At 35.2% G+C, this 18670-nt stretch carries 12 protein-coding genes, 1 pseudogene and 2 other annotated features; of the genes and pseudogenes, 1 reads left to right on the top strand and 12 read right to left on the bottom strand.

Features of this window, described 5'->3' with window-relative positions:
* Positions 1 to 39 precede the first annotated feature (39 nt).
* From EGX95_RS09560 to EGX95_RS09505, 12 genes and pseudogenes are all read right to left on the bottom strand, one after another.
* On the bottom strand, positions 40 to 1551 hold the full coding sequence (locus EGX95_RS09560; RefSeq protein ID WP_000482267.1) for a M36 family metallopeptidase: 1512 nt from the start codon (positions 1549 to 1551) through the stop codon (positions 40 to 42).
* Between the two features lie 291 nt (positions 1552 to 1842).
* Positions 1843 to 4944, bottom strand: coding sequence for an isoleucine--tRNA ligase (gene ileS, locus EGX95_RS09555; protein ID WP_000754904.1), 3102 nt, complete (start codon positions 4942 to 4944; stop codon positions 1843 to 1845).
* 54 nt (positions 4945 to 4998) lie between these two features.
* Positions 4999 to 5238: a binding site (T-box leader), on the bottom strand.
* A gap of 99 nt (positions 5239 to 5337) precedes the next feature.
* Positions 5338 to 9540 carry a bacteriocin-processing peptidase family protein gene (locus EGX95_RS09550; RefSeq protein ID WP_063246715.1) on the bottom strand — a complete coding sequence of 1401 codons (4203 nt, stop codon included), beginning with the start codon at positions 9538 to 9540 and terminating at the stop codon, positions 5338 to 5340.
* Positions 9541 to 9862: 322 nt separating this feature from the next.
* Positions 9863 to 10657 (bottom strand): endonuclease/exonuclease/phosphatase family protein, encoded by a 795-nt coding sequence (locus EGX95_RS09545; RefSeq protein ID WP_000910411.1) that lies wholly within the window; start codon positions 10655 to 10657, stop codon positions 9863 to 9865.
* A pseudogene (locus tag EGX95_RS09540) lies at positions 10651 to 11530 on the bottom strand (class I SAM-dependent methyltransferase). Before EGX95_RS09540 ends, EGX95_RS09545 begins: the two are co-directional and overlap by 7 nt.
* A gap of 136 nt (positions 11531 to 11666) precedes the next feature.
* A complete protein-coding gene (locus EGX95_RS09535; RefSeq protein WP_000498599.1) occupies positions 11667 to 11885 on the bottom strand; it encodes a hypothetical protein in 219 nt (72 codons plus the stop codon).
* A 29-nt stretch (positions 11886 to 11914) separates the two neighbouring features.
* Complete coding sequence (locus EGX95_RS09530; RefSeq protein WP_000620800.1) at positions 11915 to 12244, bottom strand: DUF2085 domain-containing protein; 330 nt, start codon at positions 12242 to 12244, stop codon at positions 11915 to 11917.
* A 114-nt stretch (positions 12245 to 12358) separates the two neighbouring features.
* Positions 12359 to 14047, bottom strand: coding sequence for an arginine--tRNA ligase (gene argS, locus EGX95_RS09525; RefSeq protein WP_000384854.1), 1689 nt, complete (start codon positions 14045 to 14047; stop codon positions 12359 to 12361).
* Positions 14048 to 14092: 45 nt separating this feature from the next.
* Positions 14093 to 14307: a binding site (T-box leader), on the bottom strand.
* 40 nt (positions 14308 to 14347) lie between these two features.
* The gene (locus EGX95_RS09520) at positions 14348 to 15124 is read right to left on the bottom strand and encodes a class I SAM-dependent methyltransferase (protein ID WP_000637441.1); all 777 of its coding nucleotides are present in this window, start codon (positions 15122 to 15124) and stop codon (positions 14348 to 14350) included.
* Positions 15125 to 15173: 49 nt separating this feature from the next.
* On the bottom strand, positions 15174 to 15608 hold the full coding sequence (locus EGX95_RS09515) for a BrxA/BrxB family bacilliredoxin (RefSeq protein ID WP_000063713.1): 435 nt from the start codon (positions 15606 to 15608) through the stop codon (positions 15174 to 15176).
* An 83-nt stretch (positions 15609 to 15691) separates the two neighbouring features.
* Complete coding sequence (locus EGX95_RS09510) at positions 15692 to 16075, bottom strand: thiol-disulfide oxidoreductase DCC family protein (RefSeq protein ID WP_000634897.1); 384 nt, start codon at positions 16073 to 16075, stop codon at positions 15692 to 15694.
* Between the two features lie 3 nt (positions 16076 to 16078).
* Positions 16079 to 17206 carry a conserved virulence factor C family protein gene (locus EGX95_RS09505; protein WP_000692573.1) on the bottom strand — a complete coding sequence of 376 codons (1128 nt, stop codon included), beginning with the start codon at positions 17204 to 17206 and terminating at the stop codon, positions 16079 to 16081.
* Positions 17207 to 17464: 258 nt separating this feature from the next.
* On the opposite strand from EGX95_RS09505, the gene EGX95_RS09500 reads away from it, so the two are divergent.
* Positions 17465 to 18598 carry an FAD-dependent monooxygenase gene (locus tag EGX95_RS09500; RefSeq protein WP_001066845.1) on the top strand — a complete coding sequence of 378 codons (1134 nt, stop codon included), beginning with the start codon at positions 17465 to 17467 and terminating at the stop codon, positions 18596 to 18598.
* Positions 18599 to 18670 lie beyond the last annotated feature (72 nt).

The following is an 18670-nucleotide window of genomic DNA, read 5'->3' as shown; positions in this document are numbered from 1 at the left end:
TTAAAAAGTCGTGGCTTATACATGCCACGACTTTTTATATTAATTCGTACTAATTCCTCTCGCTGCCCAAATACGATCGATATCAGCGGCATGTTGTCCGCCATATAAAAGAGCATCTGCTTGCTTAATTGCTTTCGCTCCATCACTGAATTTAGAGTTTGGTGTTAACGACCAGTGCGATTGTAAAATAATTTTCGTTGCTACATCACGACCAAATGCTTGCGCCATCTCATATTGTCCTTGAGCCCAAATTTCTCCATCATCATGTACTTCATTCGTAATATCTTTCGGATACACTTTATTATTATCTAATCGGCGTAAGCACGTCGGATCTGAACTAGAATAAGCAGTCGCATCCCATTCTCCAACACATGCTTTTCCGTAGCCTGTTGTCGATACTGCATCTTCATACGTAGCACCTAAGAAATCACCAAACCCTTCTCCCATCGCTCCACCTTCTGCAGAACTACCGAAGCCAGGAACTTGGTTATCTTGAATTGAATGTCCATATTCATGTGCGATAATACCTGCATCTTCTGCATCATCTACTCCACCAGTACCAAAGGTTAAAGCTTTCGTTGTCGGAGAATAAAACGAGTTGTCCGCCGTCGTTCCATTTACATTCACTTTAATAGAGCGATTATTAATATTTTTAAAACCTAGACTTTGAATGTAACGTTGTAAAGTATCGATATGATAATACGACATCACATCTTCAAAGCTATCATTTGCACGTGTATAGTTAAATTGTAAGTTTGTAGATTTCGTTTTTGCTTTTGAGGAAATCGTTACATACTCTCCAATTAAAAATCCTGTCCCATCTAAACCTTTTAACGTAACAGTCTTTAATTGGTTCGTTAATGCTGTTGAATCTGCATCATTGTTATCTTTTAAACCTACTTTACTACCGCTAGATACGACTGGGTTAGGTAAAAATACTTTTCCTGATCCTTCTGCTTTACGGTTTATATCAACCTTTTTAATTAACTTTCCATTTTCTGCATCAACAAATGTTTCCCATGCACCAAATGGATTATTAGAATGGACTACAACTTTATATACTGGACGAGCAATTCCTTCTTCAACAATATATCCAAATTCTTTCTCTGTAGGAGCCCATAAGTTTTGTTCACTTACTTCTCCAACATACGCCATTGATTTTTGTATTGCATCTTTTTCACTAATTTTTGTAGTAGCTTCCTTCACACCTTTAACAGATTGATAATCAGAAACAGCAAGTACTCCCTTTCCCTCTCCGTTAAGAGTAACTGTAATTTGTTTTGAAAATACAGGCGCACCATTCACAACTTGTTGGAACCTAACATATGAAGCTACTGACGTTTCTGTTGTAGAAATATATTGTAAGTCTGAAAGGTCTGCTTTTAATCCATACTGCGCAGCATTTTCTTTTAAATATTCTGTTGCTTTTTTCTGCGGCGAATAAGCTTCTAGCTTTACTTGCTGTTGTTTTTCCAATGCCGAAACTGTAGAAATTGTCCCCATTACTAACGGCACAGTCATTGCCATTGCCACCATTTTTTTATTAAACATAGAACCACTCCCCCTAATAAAGTAGCTCAACCTTATCCCATTACCACTAGGCAATCATTCCCCACAAAATGGGGGGATAAAAATTGAATCTACGAGTAATTCTCTATGAACAGTTCTATTACCTTTCCATTAAAGAGGCGTGAAAATTTCTCAATATTTATGTGTAAAGCGCAAACAATACTTTAGAAAGAAATTTTCTTGAGGTCCTATCGAATCGATTATGAAAAAATTAGCCGGATAAATATCTATCATACAAAAAAGGAAGTTGGAATGATTCCAACTTCCTTTTCTTTACTTAGTCGCGCTTAATTTAATACGAACTTTCGTCTCACCTAAAGATAGTTCATCATCTTCATTCGTTAAGTGACCAAATGTAAATTGTTTAACGAGTAAGTTTTCTTCCAACAACTCTTTATGATTCGTTAACGTTTGCTGTAGTTCTTCCTCTGTATCAAGAATTACATCTACTCGTAAATTAACAGGTAAATTCAACTGCTTACGATATTCTTGAACGGCGCGAATGAATTCACGTGCTACCCCTTCTTGTAGCAATTCTTCCGTTACATTCGTATCTAACATTACTGTATATTGTCCGTTAGTTGTATTAGAGAATCCAGATTTCGCAACTTTCTCTACTAATACATCTTCAGTCGTTACAACTATTTCTTCTCCTGATGCTACTTCGTAAACTGCTCTTTCTGTAGAGACAAAGTTTTGTACCTCGTCTTGTGATAATTGTTTTAGCCAGCCATTTACTGCATTCACATTTTTACCGAACTTCGGCCCAGCCGTTTTAAAGTTCAGCTTTAATTGATAGGACGTGTATTTCGTTTCATCGAGTTCAACATGGAACGCTTTTACATTTAACTCATCCATAACGATATCACGATAAGATTCCCAATCCATATCATTTTCATTATGCTCAAGTAATACAAGTTCCGCTAACGGCTGTTTTACTTTTAAAGAATGTTGATTACGATTACTTCTTCCAAGTTCAACAACTTGTAAAACTGCATCCATTTCCGCTTCTAATTTCGGCTGAAGTAGTGATTCATTTACAACTGGATAATCCTCTAAATGAACGCTACTTCCAGTTAAATTCAAATGAATATCTTCAGCGACAAACGGTGTAAACGGTGCGATTAATTTACTAATTGTCACAAGCACTTCGTGAAGTGTCTCATACGCAGCTGCTTTTTCAGCATTCATACCAGATTCCCAGAAACGATTACGTGATCGTCTTACGTACCAATTACTTACTTCATCTACAAGCGCCGCGATTTCACGAGCTGCATTCGTAAATTGATAATCATCAAGTGCAGTTCTCACTTTTTTCGTTGTGCTATGCAATCTTGATAATACCCATTCATCCAATTTCGTCCGCTTTACGTCATACGTTTCGTTCGGATTATACTCATCTAAATTTGCATATAAAACGTAGAAGCTATACACATTGACTAATGTATCTACAAATTTAGATTTTGCTTCTAATACTGTTCTTTCAGAAAAACGCTTCGCATTCCACGGAGCACTGTCAACGAGAAGTGCCCATCTTAAAGCATCTGCACCAAACTGATTTACTAAATCAACTGGATCTAGTGCATTCCCTTTACTTTTAGACATTTTCTGTCCTTCCTCGTCTAGAACATGCCCTAGTGATAGCACTCGTTTATACGGTACTTTTCCAGTATATAGTGCTGATACAGCTAATAAACTATAAAACCAGCCGCGTGTTTGATCAATTCCTTCTGCAATTACATCTGCTGGAAACTGTTCTTCAAATAACTCTTTATTTTCAAACGGATAATGATATTGCGCAAATGGCATCGAACCACTATCAAACCAAACATCAATTACTTCTGGTGTACGATTCATTGTACTTCCGCATTTTTCGCAGCAAACTTGCACTTCATCTACATATGGCTTATGCAATTCTAAGTCTTCAGGTGTCTCTTTCATACTATGCTTTCTTAAATCAACAATGCTTTTCGGTGCAAATTGATGATCGCAACTTTCACATTCCCATACGTTTAATGGTGTTCCCCAATATCTATTTCGGCTAATATTCCAGTCCACCATGTTTTCTAAAAACTTACCAAATCTTCCATGTTTCATATGATCTGGATACCAAGTAACAGTATCGTTGTTTTGTAAAAATGTATCTTTAATTGCAGTCGTTCGGATTAACCAACTTTCGCCTGCATAATAAAGAAGTGGTGAATCACAGCGCCAACAATGTGGGTAACTATGTTCATACTTTTCTTTATGATAAAGTAAACCTTCCTTCGCTAAATAACGAACGATATCTACGTCACAATCTTTTACAAATTTACCTTTCAAAAATGGTACTGCTTCTGTATATTCACCTTTCTCATCTACAACATGTAAGAATGACAATCCTTCACTTTGAACGACTCTATAATCATCCTCTCCGTATGCTGGAGCAATATGAACAAGTCCTGTACCACTATCTGCCGTTACAAAATCTGCTCCGATAACGTGGTAGCCATTTGTAACTTCGTTCATTGGAAATGGCGGCATATAAGATGTGCTTACTAATTCTTCACCTTTATGGACAGATAGTACTTCATAGTCTTCTTTTAATACATCTTGTACACGTTCTTTTGCAACAATGTATACATGACCTTCTTGTTTCGCTTTCACGTATTCCATATTTGGATGTACAGCGAGTGCAACATTTGCTGGAAGTGTCCAAGGTGTTGTCGTCCAACCTAGGAAGTATTCATTGTCACTATCTTTCACTTTAAACTTAACTGTTGCACTTAAATCTTTTACTGTTTTATACCCTTGGGCAACCTCATGTGAACTTAGTGAAGTTTGACAACTTGGGCAATATGGTGAAACTCTATGCCCTTTATACAATAATCCTTTTTCATGAATCGTCCCTAAAATATGCCATACACTTTCGATATATGGATTCTCTAACGTAACGTATGGATCATCCATATCTACCCAATAACCGATACTTTCAGTGAATTCACGCCACTGTTTCTCATATGTGAATACACTCTCTTTACACTTCTTAATAAATGGTTCAATTCCATACTCTTCGATTTCATGTTTACCAGAAATACCGAGTTGCTTCTCAACACCTAATTCTACAGGTAAGCCGTGCGTATCCCATCCCGCTTTTCTTAATACTTTATAACCAGCCATCGTTTTATATCTTGCTACTACATCTTTAATTGTTCGTCCAAGTGCATGACCTACATGCGGTAGTCCGTTAGCCGTTGGTGGTCCTTCATAAAACACAAAAGATTGTGCGCCTTCTCGATTCTGAATTGATTGTTCGAAAATGCTCTGCTCGTTCCACTGTTTACGAATACGTGTTTCTCTCCCTACAGCTGACTCTTTTACATCTACTTTCTTCATCTACAATCACTCCTTTTGAATGTTTTAAAGCACACAAAAAACCCGTCCCTATAAAATAGGGACGGGTTTACCCGCGATACCACCCTAATTCTATTAGCTCTTCACTAATAGCACTTAGCAACGTACTATCATACGTGTTCTTTGTAACGGTAGACATCCGTCCGAGCTTACTCATTTTCAGCCTCGGCTCCTCGGAGATGATTTTCAAATAACGTCTGCACACCGGCTTTCAGCAACATACCGGCTCTCTGGGGAACAGTACACTATTTTACTCTTTCTCGTCTTCAGATTTGTATACTTTGTTAAAAGCTATTTTATGCCATTTGGTAACCAATTGTCAACTAATTCGAAATATATATTTAATTATACCCTTTTTTCACTATTCTTATACAATTACTTTTCAAATTCTCGCAGTGCTGCTAAATTTTCATCATCCTCGATAAGTTCAGCGAAAAATCCCGACTCATCCTCACGAAGTACAATTTCAAGCTCTTCCTTCGCCTCTTCATTCCTGTTTAACTGTGCTAAATAACAAGCACGATCATATCTTGCTAACAAATCACTCGCATCCATTGTTACTACTTCATTTGTTATTTTTTCTGCCTTTATCGTTTGGCCAGCACCATGATATGAAGATGCTAAAGAAAGAAGAATTGCTGTTTCATTCGGATGATGTATAGAAGCATTTTCTAATACATGAATTGCCTCTTCAAACCTCTCTTGACTTTGATATATTTCTCCTAAAGCAAGAAATGCTCTACTTACAAATGGTGTTTGCTCCGTTAATTGTAAAGTAATCTTTTCTGCTTTTCTTTCTTCTCCTGCTTTAAAGAATACTTGTGCCTGAAGAAGAAGAGTATCGTAATCATCTGGTAACTCTCGAACCATTTGCTTCGTTAATTCTGCAGCATCCCGTAACCTATCTTCTTCCTCACACTCTATGAAAAGATTTACAAGTTGCTTGGCTACATCGTAATCCCATTTACTTTCTAATGATGTTTGCAATACATCTATCGCCTCTTTATACATCGCCACATTCTCATAAAATAGTGCAAATCGCTGCGCTGCCATACTATTTTTCGGATTTAACTGTAACGAAATTTCATATAAATCAATGATTGTAGTAATAATCGAAATTTCTTTCGCACGGTTTTTCATACGATAAAGAGCTCTCGTAAATATGGATTTCTTCGGCTGTTCATTTTGTTGACGTTCAATCCATCTTTCTGTAACTGCAGATGCAGCATACATAAACGCCATACTTCTTTCTGCCTTTTTTACTTTTAATATGTGAAGAAAATCTCGTATGTTAGACCATTTCTTATGTTGTTCTATCGCTTTTACATATACATCAAATATACGTTCATTATTTACATCTTTTTGTATAACCTTCATTGCAATTTCAATTGCTTTTGCATTTCTATTTTTCAATAATACTTTTGCATAATGATATAAAACTTCTGTATGCTCACTATCTAATCGTAGTGCCTCTTCAATCTGTACTTGTTCTTTATCTATTTCATCCATCGCTCCATACACATATGCAATCGCATCTAATCGCCATGTTTCAGGCACTTCGTCCACTAATTGTTCTAGTTCAGTCAGCAATTCTTCCTGAAGATTCATTTCTACTGAAAGCTGCGCCAAATATTCCATATTAATATGCAGCGGCTCTTCTTTCATCGCCTGAACCATATGACTTTGTTCTTTAGAACGATTTTCTTCTTTTTCATATATTTCCGCAAGCTGTAAATGTACACCGACGAAATTCCCATCAAGCTCTAAACATGTTTCATATGCCTGTTTTGCTTCCGTCAATTGTCCTAATGCCATAAGTGTTTCACCAATTCGGTAATACGGTAATGCCGTTTCCTTTTGTTCTATCGCCTTATTATATCTTTTCATCGCTTGGCCATACTGTCCGATAGATTCATATAAAATACCTGTATAACAACCGTATTCACTTACTTCATTTCTTTCTTTGTGTAACGTTCTTAAGAATGCTATACCTCGCTGCACAAATACCGTTCCTTTAATTCGGTTCACATATTCATCTAACGCGCTTGCTACATTATATTCGCTCTGCTTTATACCACTCTCTAACTTAGACAATGCTACTTTAAACCCTTCTTCACTTCCACCAAGTTCAACTTCAGCATCCCATAAAACCATTCCTGCATTCATAAGAAAATCTTGGCTCTTTTCAATTTGTTTTTCAATACCGAGAATATATTCTTTTGCTTCCTTATATTGTTCTCTTGCCATATAAACTTGCGTAAGTCCGAAGTGAGAATAAACATCATCATGATTTTCTTCTAAAGCACGAGTATACAACGATTCTGCTTCTTCCAGGCTATCATTTTGAAAATGATAGTCACCCAGTTTTACATATAGAGGCGCCTTATCATCACAATTCTCAATACCTTTTAATAAAATTTCTTTCGTACTTTCCTCATCCTTCAAATCAGATTCGTATATTTCCGAAAGTTTCGTATAAATGTAAGGTGCATTACTATCCAAATGAATCGCTACTTTAAGCCCTTTTATCGCTAAATGTAATTTCCCTAAATGATGCGCACATCTCGCTCGCTCATACCATACATGCGCCTCATTTTTATACTCTCTTAACAGGTCGTTAAAGATTTCATACGCTTCTTCATATCTTTCTAAATCTATTAATATTAACCCGTGATTCGTTAAAGTAAATCTTTCTGGACTACGTTCTAAAGCAACTTGAGAAAACTGCAATGCCTTATCAGATTGATCGATATACATATAGGATAACGCAAGGAAACTCCAAGCAATCGGCTGATCTGCGTCTAATTGTAATGAGGAACGAAAACTTGAAATCGCTTCTATATAACTCTCCTGCTCAAAAGCATACCTTCCGTTTATGAAATGATATAAAGCACGATTATTTTTCTTCTCAACACTCGCAAGCATGTGCCCGGCTTTTTCTAACTCTTCCAGGCGAATAAAGCACTGTGCACCATGTAATTTAACAAAATCTGAGTTAGGAAATTTCTCCATTAACTTTTCTATACAATATAAAATAAATTCTTTATCTACTTCAACATCTAAATGCTTAACCGTATATAACCACGTATTCGGATTATCACTCGTCCCTTTTAAAAACTGTACTAAGTCATGAATCCCCTCTTTATCTTGTTCATCCAAATGATCTGTTAAAGAAAAAATAGATTTAAAATAATGATGTTCTTCTTCATTTAAAAATGATAGTAGTTCCTTCTTTTCTTGCGGAACAAACGTAATTGCTAAACAACCTGTATAACGATATTTTTCTTGTAACTTACTATATTCCACAATAACTGGCTCTATAAAGTTCGGATCTTGAACATAAAAGGCCTGCAATGTATCATCATATCCAGCTAGTACTTGTACATGTGAAGCATGTTCAATATCTATACTTAATAATACGGGAATTCCTTCATCAATCAGTCTCTTATAATTCTCTTCATTACCTTTAAAATAACGATATTCATAACCTAATTCGTCTAAATAAGAAACAGTATCTGAAAACTTGGATCCTGTCATATCAAAAATAAACTCCGCTATTTCATCTTGTGTACGTTTTTCTCCCCATAATTGCAACATCATTTCTAAACTTGTCGGCACACAATAATTATCCTTTTGTACGATGGGAACGATCGGCAGGTGAACCTTTTTTCCATCTGGATTTTTTTCTAAATTATGATATAAAGACCCTTTTAAACTTTTTTCTTCTTTTAATAACTGTTGTAAATCTACAAGTTTATTCATTTTGTACAGTGCTTCTGCTCGTAAATGTACGAAATAAGCTTTATACGCATGATAAGGAAGCTGTTTATTTATGTTATCTATTACTGATAACATATCTTCGTACTTCCCTAAATCTAATACATATTTTATCTTTTCAAAATGAAAATATGGTACTTGTGGGAACTTTACAATTGCATCATCAATTAGCTGCAATGCACGTTTTTGTTCTCCTTTATTCGCATATAACTGTGATAATAAATAGGTAGATAACTCTTCACAATCTTTATGCTGCATACCAGCTATAAATTGTTCTTCTGCTTTCTCCCATTCACCTGTATGCATATAGACGTATCCCCATTTATCAAACACGGCACGTTCACTGTACTCCTCTGCTTTTTGCATATAGATTAGCGCTTCTTCATTTCGTTTCATTTCCAACAAACATCGTACTAAAGTAAAATATGTTTTCGCTAAAAGATCAACTTCAATTTCTTCTTTATTTACCTCTTCTAATGAGTCTTTTAACAACTGTTCTGCTTCAAGAATTTTCCGCTCATCAATTAACTCATCACAATATAAAGAGAGCGTTCTCATATTTGGGAATTTTTTATAGGCATAGCGAATGAGGAATGAACTGTATTGGTGCATAAGCCCTTCATCAGTAAGACGTATTAATATATCAAACTCCTTATGTGAAGGAATATTAGCAAGCCAATTCTTTACATAAGATAAAGTATTCTTTTCTTTTATATATGAAATTTCATTATTTATTTCCTGTAATCCATCTATAAATCTCTTGTCTTTCAAACAAGCATCTAACTGCTTAAAATCTAGCATGTATTCACCTCGAATATTTATTTATACTGCTACTTGCTTAGATTTTACACATCATATTGTATGTATTCAACTAAAATCTCCTATAATGGATAGTATTATTTAATATTATTCAAATTTATAACAAAATATAGTCAAAATGATTGTTTTTCTCTGTATTTTGTTTGATTATATGGAATAACGTAACATGTGGATCTTATTTTTATATAGCTGAAATCAGTACATAAAATTATATCGGCGATAATTCAAATATATCAGCGATTCTTAAAATATATCAGCGATTATACGGTGAATATCGACTTACCGACAAAAGATGACATTTTTCTCACTCATTAAATTTCAAATCTACAAAAACACCGTAATGATCACTAGGAAACATACCAGTTGAATTTAGTGCCGAATCCCCAAATATAGATACGTTTTCAATCGTAGGAAATTCAAATGCAGCATTTTCTTGTATCATAATCCAATCATATCTTTTTTCTTGCTTTACATCGTCTTTTAAATTCGGATTCTTTCTATAATCTAAAGTTGGTTGAGCTATCATGTTCTCTTCGATTTCTTTAAACTGAGCTACATCTATCCAATGCTTCCGAATTAAGTATTGATGCACCATTGAAAATGGATCATCATTAAAATCGCCACATAATAATTCATAATCACTGGCTCTGTTTTCAATCCAATTATTCACAGTGTTCATTTGTTCTTGTCTTATCCTACTAGATTTCCAATTTAAATGAACATTCGTAACTCCGAACTTGCAACCTTTATATGTAAACGTGATTCGAATAGCACAATAATTTGATTCCTCTATATCAGTTTCCCAAATTGCTTCTTCAGCTATAATAGGTATTTTACTTAAAAAGGCTAAGCCTTCATCTGGAGAATCAGGGTACTCCTTAAATATACCAAACGGATACCCTATTTGACCCGCTATATACTGTGCAACATTTTTCTTTGAATTCAAATTAACACAACTTCTAACCTCCTGTAGAGCAAGAATATGTGGAGAAATAGTTCGAATCTCCTCACAAATAGCTTCCAATCTCTCCAACCAAAGACTATCATGGTTCCATATATTGAAGGTAGCAATCCTTAATAAATTGCTATCTTTCAACATTCTATTTCACCAAATGTAATTTTCATATTCGGAGCATATACTAAAGAAGAATGAAGATGAAATGCCTTAAAAAATCGTAGTTCAGCTTCATATTGAGCTAGCGCATCATCATATGTTAATCCTCTGTCTATTAAACGTCCTATAAATTGCTGTTTATCACCTGGATTCCCCGCAATCCCCTCTTCCTTTAATGAATGATACAACTTCGCTTTACCATGATGGTGCATATTAGAATCTAAAAAGTTCACTTTATCACTTACTCTACATTCAATATTTTCCACGCCTAATTCACTTAAATATATCGGTATTTTCATACCAATATTTCCATCTTTTCCGCTTCTCTGTGTGTCACTTTCAAATAACTTCTGCAAAGTGCCTAACCTAATAAATTCCGATTGATTCTCCCCATCTAAAAAGTATGAAGACATATTTGATATCCAATGTGGTTCAAAACAGATTATTTTTCCGCCCTTTTTAACTGAATGTATCATTTTTTGTAGCATTGTTTCTGGAGTAGTCATATGTAATAAGAAAGCATGACAGATTGCTATATCGTATTTATCGTTCAGTTCAATTTCTGTAGCATCTCCTTCAAGAAATTCTGAATCATACGGAAGTAAACGAAACAACTCTCTCGCTTCCGCTATTAATGTTCCCCCGCTATCAATGCCTGTATACTTTGATCCTTTTGGAAGTAATGGCATTAATATTAAGCCTAAATAACCAATATCCACAACCGTAATCAACGATATGTACTGGCTTAGTGATTCTCCAAACTGTATTTACTAAAAAGCTTACATAATCGTCATTGTAATATAAATCTCTTGTATTTTTTAAATAAGTTAGTTTACTGTTCCAATCATACGTTTCCAACGTTTAACGCCTCCTTTTATATACAAAACTAAAGTTCTCTATATAATAGTCGTATTCCTACACTTTTCTTAAAATTTCAAAGCAAAAAGCTAGTGTGTTATTAAAAATACACTAGCTTTTTATTTGGAAGAAAAATTTAACAAGTACAATCACAATCAAAACAATCCGTACAATCTAAATCGCCACAATCTGCTTTTCTCTTTCTTTTGTTTCTCTTAAGATAATAATACAGTAGCCCAAACAATAGTATACAAATAGTAAAAGCTATTATTGCTTCTGTATACTTATTTTGAATCATAAAACCAATTCCACTTCCACCTGAAATAAAAATTAGAATTAAGTAAATCCAGAACATCTATGTAAATACCTCCGTTACTATATACCTTAAGATAATATCCAAATAACACTTGATGAAATAAATAACCCCATACCATTACCGCTTAATACACCAGTAGTTACTCTTAGTAAATTTGTGCTACTTCTCCATTTCCACTTTTGGGTAAATCCATCAATAAGTAACGGAATTTGAGCAGAAAATGATAGTATAATTGCAAAAAGAAATGAAAGTGTTATATAAAAATAAATTGGAAACATTAATATACCGATAAGCATGCCTGTACAACGCGCACATAAAGGTATGTATTTTTGTAGTTTAAGAAAACTTCTATCTGATTTTCTATGACAAGGAATTTGTAAAATCATATTTCGAATCAATATAAATCCTCCTCTCTAAAAAGATTTTAATTGATTTTGAAAATTAATTATATATCCAAATAAAAAACAAACCAGGTTTATATACTAAACCCAGTTTGTCAGTTTATTACTATGTTACATCTCCTCAGGTGCCTCCACCCCAAGTAAACGTAACCCCTCTTTTAATACAACCGTCACAGCATACACTAATGCCAGTCTACTGTCTTTTTCGGCGTTTTCATTTAATATACGCACATTTCCATAATATTTATTAAACGATTGTGCCACATCTAATACGTATTTCGAAATAACCGATGGTTCATTTTTGTTGAAGGCTATTTCAATTACTTGTGGGAATTTATTAAGTAATTTTACAACGCTCCAGCTATGATCATCTTTTAATGCAAACGTACACGTTTCAAATTCTACGCTTTCTTTTCTTAAAATAGAGCAAGCACGTGCATGTGTGTATTGTACATATGGGCCTGTTTCCCCTTCAAATTTCAGCATATTTTCTAATGAGAATTCAATATTATGCATACGCTCATTTTTTAAATCGTGGAAGATAACTGCGCCTACACCGACTTGCTTTGCTACTTCTTCTTTCTGTTTTAAATTCGGATTTTTCTCTTCAATATTTTGTTTTGCAAGTTCGATTGCTTCCTCAAGTACTTCTTCTAGTAAAATAACTCTTCCTTTACGTGTCGACATTTTCTTACCATCTTTTAAAATGAACCCAAACGGTACATGTTCCATGCCGTCAACCCAAGTGTAGCCCAACTTTTTTAATACAGTGAAAAATTGATTGAAGTGTAAACTTTGTTCCGGGCCAACTACGTATAACGCTTTATCAAAACCAAATGTGTTTTGACGATATAGCGCTGCTGTTAAGTCACGCGTTGCATAAATCGTCGCACCATCTGATTTTCTAATTAAGCAAGGTGGCATTCCCTCTTCTTCTAAATTAACGACTAATGCGCCTTCTGACTCTTCAAGTAAATCATGTTCCTCTAAAATCCCAATAAAGTCTTCCATTAAATTATTATAAAAAGCTTCTCCTTGAAAATTAGTAAATTCCACACCGAGAAGTTCATAAATACGAGAAAATTCTTTTAAGGATTCGTGGCGGAACCAATTCCAAAGCTCAACAGCTTCTTCATCACCTTCTTCTAATTTCTTAAACCAAGCGCGTCCTTCTTCTTCTAATTCTTCGTCGTCTTTTACCTCTTCATGAAATTGAACATATAACTTAAATAATTCACGTATTGGATCCTCTTTCACTACTGCTTCATTTCCCCATTTTTTATAAGCTGTAATTAACTTTCCAAACTGTGTTCCCCAGTCTCCAATATAATTAATTCCTACAACTTCATAGCCACATTTTTCAGCGATATGTTTCAATGAATTTCCTATCATTGTAGAGCGTAAATGCCCCATTGAAAATGGCTTTGCGATATTAGGAGAGGAATAATCGATAACGACCGTTTTTTCATATCCAAAATGATTGTGACCGTACTCTTCTTTCTCCGCTAAAATCGTTTTTAATACTGTATCACTTACCGTTTCACGATTAAAAAAGACATTTACGTAAGGACCAACAGCCTCTACTTTCGCAAAAAACGGATCACTTAATTTCTGTGCAACTTCCTTTGCAATAATAGCCGGTGCTTTTTTATATTGCTTCGCTAATGAAAAGCATGGGAACGCTGCATCTCCGAATTCATCTTGTTTCGGTGTTTCAATTAAATCTAAAATTTGCTGTTGCGTTAATTCATTCGTAAAAATATTAGATAAACTTTCTGCAAACTGCTTTTTATAATCCATGCTACAACCTCCTTCATTTTTAAAATACAAAAAACTCGTCTCTAAAAAAGAGACGAGTTTGAACCCGTGGTACCACCCTTGTTGTTCATTACGAACCACTTTCCCGTTTATAACGAGGACAGGGGGCCTCGGCTTACTCTACTATTCGTTCAAGAAGCATCTCCGAAGTGCGCTTCATCTTTTTCTTCCGCACTAGGCTCACACCATCCCTAGCTCGCTTTCCTTCTAAAAAAGACTACTCTCTTCATCACAGACAGTATATTTAATTAATTATTGCTTATTATACATCTTTTCAAACAATTAGCAAGGGTCAATTACACCAAAGTGAAACTTAGCACTTTTTCTTTTGTATACGTGAAAATTGTGTTTTTCAAATCTAGAACTACGGAAATGATCTTTTAATACAACACGCTTTCTCGCCACTCGCTTCGCCTCCGCAATTGTTTCATCAGTAATATCATGATACAAAGCGAAATGTTTTAATCCTTTAATTCCGTCAGATTCTATGACAGTTTCTTCAAACATCGGATCGAGATAAACGATGTCATAGCTATTATCTTCACATTGTTTTAAAAATGCGAAGTGCTCCGTTTGCTTTACATCAATTCGTTGCATTGCTTCATCAATTTCAGAAACAGATGAAGACCATGTTTTCAAACCATTTTCCATAATATAAGCCATATACTCATTGCCTTCAAGTCCTGTTACTTTTCCGCTTTCACCAACAATATAACTAGCTACAATACTATCTGATGCCATCCCGAGCGTACAATCTAACACTGTCATTCCTCTCTCTAATTGCGTGGCTTGTACAAACGGATCATGTTCTCCGCGCATTAACCTTTTCACACGAAACATCGCTGAGTTCGGATGAAAGAAAAACGATTCTTCCGTACCTTTTGGATAAATAGCTAATCGGTTCTTCCCTACGACAAGTACATCTTGTTCATACTGTTCATGCAGCTTATGTACTGGTATGTCATTACGTTTAACGAAAGAAGCATTTAATTCTGCTGCTACCCTGTTTGCATAAGCTGTCATTTCTTTGTTCGTTCTTCCTGCTGTTGTTACTATCATTTTTTCACCTCTATATAAAGAAAAGAGGGAGATTTACTCTCCCCCTTCTTTAGCAATTCTTTTCGAAAGCTTGTTCTAAATTCGTAATAATTTCGTCCATAGTTGCACCTTCAATTTCATGACGGTGAATGAAGTGAACAACTTCTTTTCCTTTTAACAATGCCATAGATGGTGAAGACGGAGGAATTTCTCCGAAGTATTCACGCATTTTTGCAGTAGCATCTTTATCTTGACCTGCGAATACAGTTACAAGATGATCAGGTTGTTTTTCAGCACGAACAACCGCTTGACCTGCTGATGGACGTGCTAAACCAGCTGCACAACCACAAACAGAGTTTACAACTACTAAAGTTGTACCTGTTACGTTTTCCATAAATTCTGTTACAGCTTCTTCTGTAGTTAACTCTTCAAACCCAGAACGCACTAACTCTTGGCGCATTGGGATTACCATTTGGCGCATGTATTCTTCATAAGCATTTGACATCTTGTAATCTCTCCTTCAACTTTCATTCCAAATTCATCATATCACGCTCTATTAATAGGTGCAAAAGAAAGATAACGATGATTTCATTTTTTTGTAGGGATTTCACAAATCCCTTCGCGGCAATGTCCAACTGGGACAAGTTTTCTATTGTTAGCGATATAATCGTATACTTTACTTCCAAAACCAAGTACGATAGATAGCTTTATAAAAGGTACGGCAAACCAATAAGATGGAACGACCTTTGCTAATACATATATGCTATGAATGCCGTCATACCACTTATTATTTTTTAAAATATACAATCTTTGTTCCATCTTACTTTGTAGTTCTTGAGAAAGTTCATACTTCTCAACTACATCTTCATCTCGAAATGAAAAAAATTTCACCTTACCCTTTTTATCTAATTTTTTCGTACGTTCTGCAACCGCCGTACACATCGGACACCAACTATCATAGAAAACAATCATACATTATTCCCCTTTACGAGACTCCGTCATTTGTTTCCATACAGAACCTTTTGCTTCTTCTCCGCCTTCAATACGCTCTAACGCTAGACGTGCTTGCATTGCTACTTCAAACTCTGGATCATCTTGCGCTGCTTTTAATGCTGGAATCGCACTTTCGTCTCCTAGTTCAAATAAGAACATCGCTGCACGCCATCGTACTAATTTACTTGGATCTTTCAGAGATTTAATCATAACGAACATCGCTGCTGGGTCACCTACGTCTGATAAGCAATCACCTGCTGTACGACGAACACTTACAGAGCGATCTAATAAGGCTTTATATAATAACGGTAATACTTCATCACCTTTTACCATACCTAAATATGCTGTTGCTAAACGGCGAATCGAAACTTTTTCATCATCTAACGCCATCTTCAACACTGGAATATCTTCTTCAGTAGGATCCATTTGTTCTAAAGCTGCAAAACGTTTTTTCCAGTCAGCACCTTTCATCATCTCTTCTGTTACTTTATATGGCTCACGCTTTTGAATCGTTACTTCAACAGCACCTGCCTGATTTAATAATTCTTTAACCGTTTCATTTACACGTTCTTCCGGATAAGCAGCAACAATCTCTTCTACTACTTCTTTCCCGATTTCTTCAAAATTACCGTAACGTGTACTTTGTTCCACCCATTTACGTTCTTTTACAACGTTTGGTGCAGACATTTGCACTTTCATAATTGATTCTTTAAAACGGTCAGGTAAACCAACACGTTCTTCCGTCGTTCCATCTGTTAACTTTACTTGCATTGGAATTGTAAAGAACATTTGAACAAACACTTTCACTTCCCCAAAATGAGCAAGTTGTTGTTCTTCACTTTCTTCCACTACTTCTTCGCCAAAAACAGCACGAACTTGTTGTAATAACACTTTCCAGTCATACTTTGCATTTCGCTCCACTGCTAAAAAGTCAGCTACATGATATACACCTTTAATGCCTTCAATTTTCAAAATTTCTTGCACTTGCATTGGCGCTTGTTCTTTATTTTCATTTGTATAATTATTACGTGCTCCTGATGGTAATACTTCATTCAAAATAACTTTCATTGTATTTGGACTTGGCGTCGGTTCAATTGCTTTAATCTTCACGTAAATAACTCTCCTTTATTGCATGTTCTTAGCTGTATTGTAACATGTTATCACGCTATACTCCTACTCGGATGCTTAATTTTACTATTTACCTTTCTACATCGCCGGAAAGTTTCATTCATTCTATTTTCACCTAATCATTCCATAACTATAGTTAAAAGTATAATTGACAATTACATAAAAAGGGATTAACCTTAACTCATAAAATGACCGTGGTCATTTTATGAACAAAGTCATTCAAAGGTGGAGTGATAACAAATGAACAATGTCATAATTATTGGTGGCGGTATTGCTGGACTTTGCGCAGCAATTTCCTTACAAAAAATAGGAATAGAAGTAAAAGTATATGATAAAAACAATGAGCCTACTGTTGCTGGTGCAGGTATTATCATTGCCCCAAACGCAATGCAAGCACTTGAACTATACGGCATTTCTAAGAAAATCAAAAAATTCGGCAACGAAAGTGACGGTTTTAACCTTGTATCCGAAAAAGGTACTACTTTCAATAAGTTAATTATTCCAACTTGCTATCCAAAAATGTACTCCATTCATAGAAAAGATTTACACCAATTACTACTTTCTGAACTAAAAGAAGATACTGTCAAGTGGGGAAAAGAATGCGTAAAAATAGAACAGAATGAAGCAAGCGCCTTAAAGATAGTATTTCAAGATGGTAGTGAAGCACTCGGTAATATACTCATTGCGGCTGATGGTATTCATTCTGTCATTCGAAAGCAAGTAACACAAGGCGATAATTATCGTTATGCAGGATATACGTGTTGGCGCGGCGTAACTCCTGCTAATAATCTTTCTTTAACAAATGATTTTATTGAAACTTGGGGAACAAACGGTAGATTTGGTATCGTCCCTCTTCCTAACAACGAAGTATACTGGTATGCGCTCATAAACGCGAAAGCTAGAGATCAAAAATACAAAGCTTACACAACAACAGATTTATATAATCATTTCAAAACTTACCATAATCCAATCCCATCTATTTTAAAGAACGCATCGGACATTGATATGATTCATCGTGATATTATAGACATCACTCCAATGAAACAGTTTTTTGACAAACGCATCGTATTCATTGGGGATGCTGCCCATGCACTTACTCCGAATTTAGGCCAAGGTGCTTGCCAAGCAATTGAAGATGCGATTATTCTGGCTGAATGCATTAAAAATAATGCTCATTATCGTCAAGCATTTTTAGAATACGAACAAAAACGACGAGATAGAATTGAAAAAATCTCAAATACTGCATGGAAAGTTGGAAAAATGGCACAAATAGAAAGTAAACCTTTAACTATAGTAAGAAACGAAGTAATGAAACGTATGCCAAAATGGGTTTCTGAAAAGCAAACACATGAACTATATAGTTTTCATTTATAACATGTAACTATAATGAAAACTATAAACAGAATTATGACGTAAGATTCTATTTGAGATTATCTCTTAAACAGA

Source organism: Bacillus sp. FDAARGOS_527 (assembly GCF_003812125.1).
Lineage (GTDB): Bacteria > Bacillota > Bacilli > Bacillales > Bacillaceae_G > Bacillus_A > Bacillus_A paranthracis.
The sequence above is the reverse complement of the archived record's forward strand: the minus strand, read 5'-3'. Positions and strand labels throughout refer to the sequence as shown.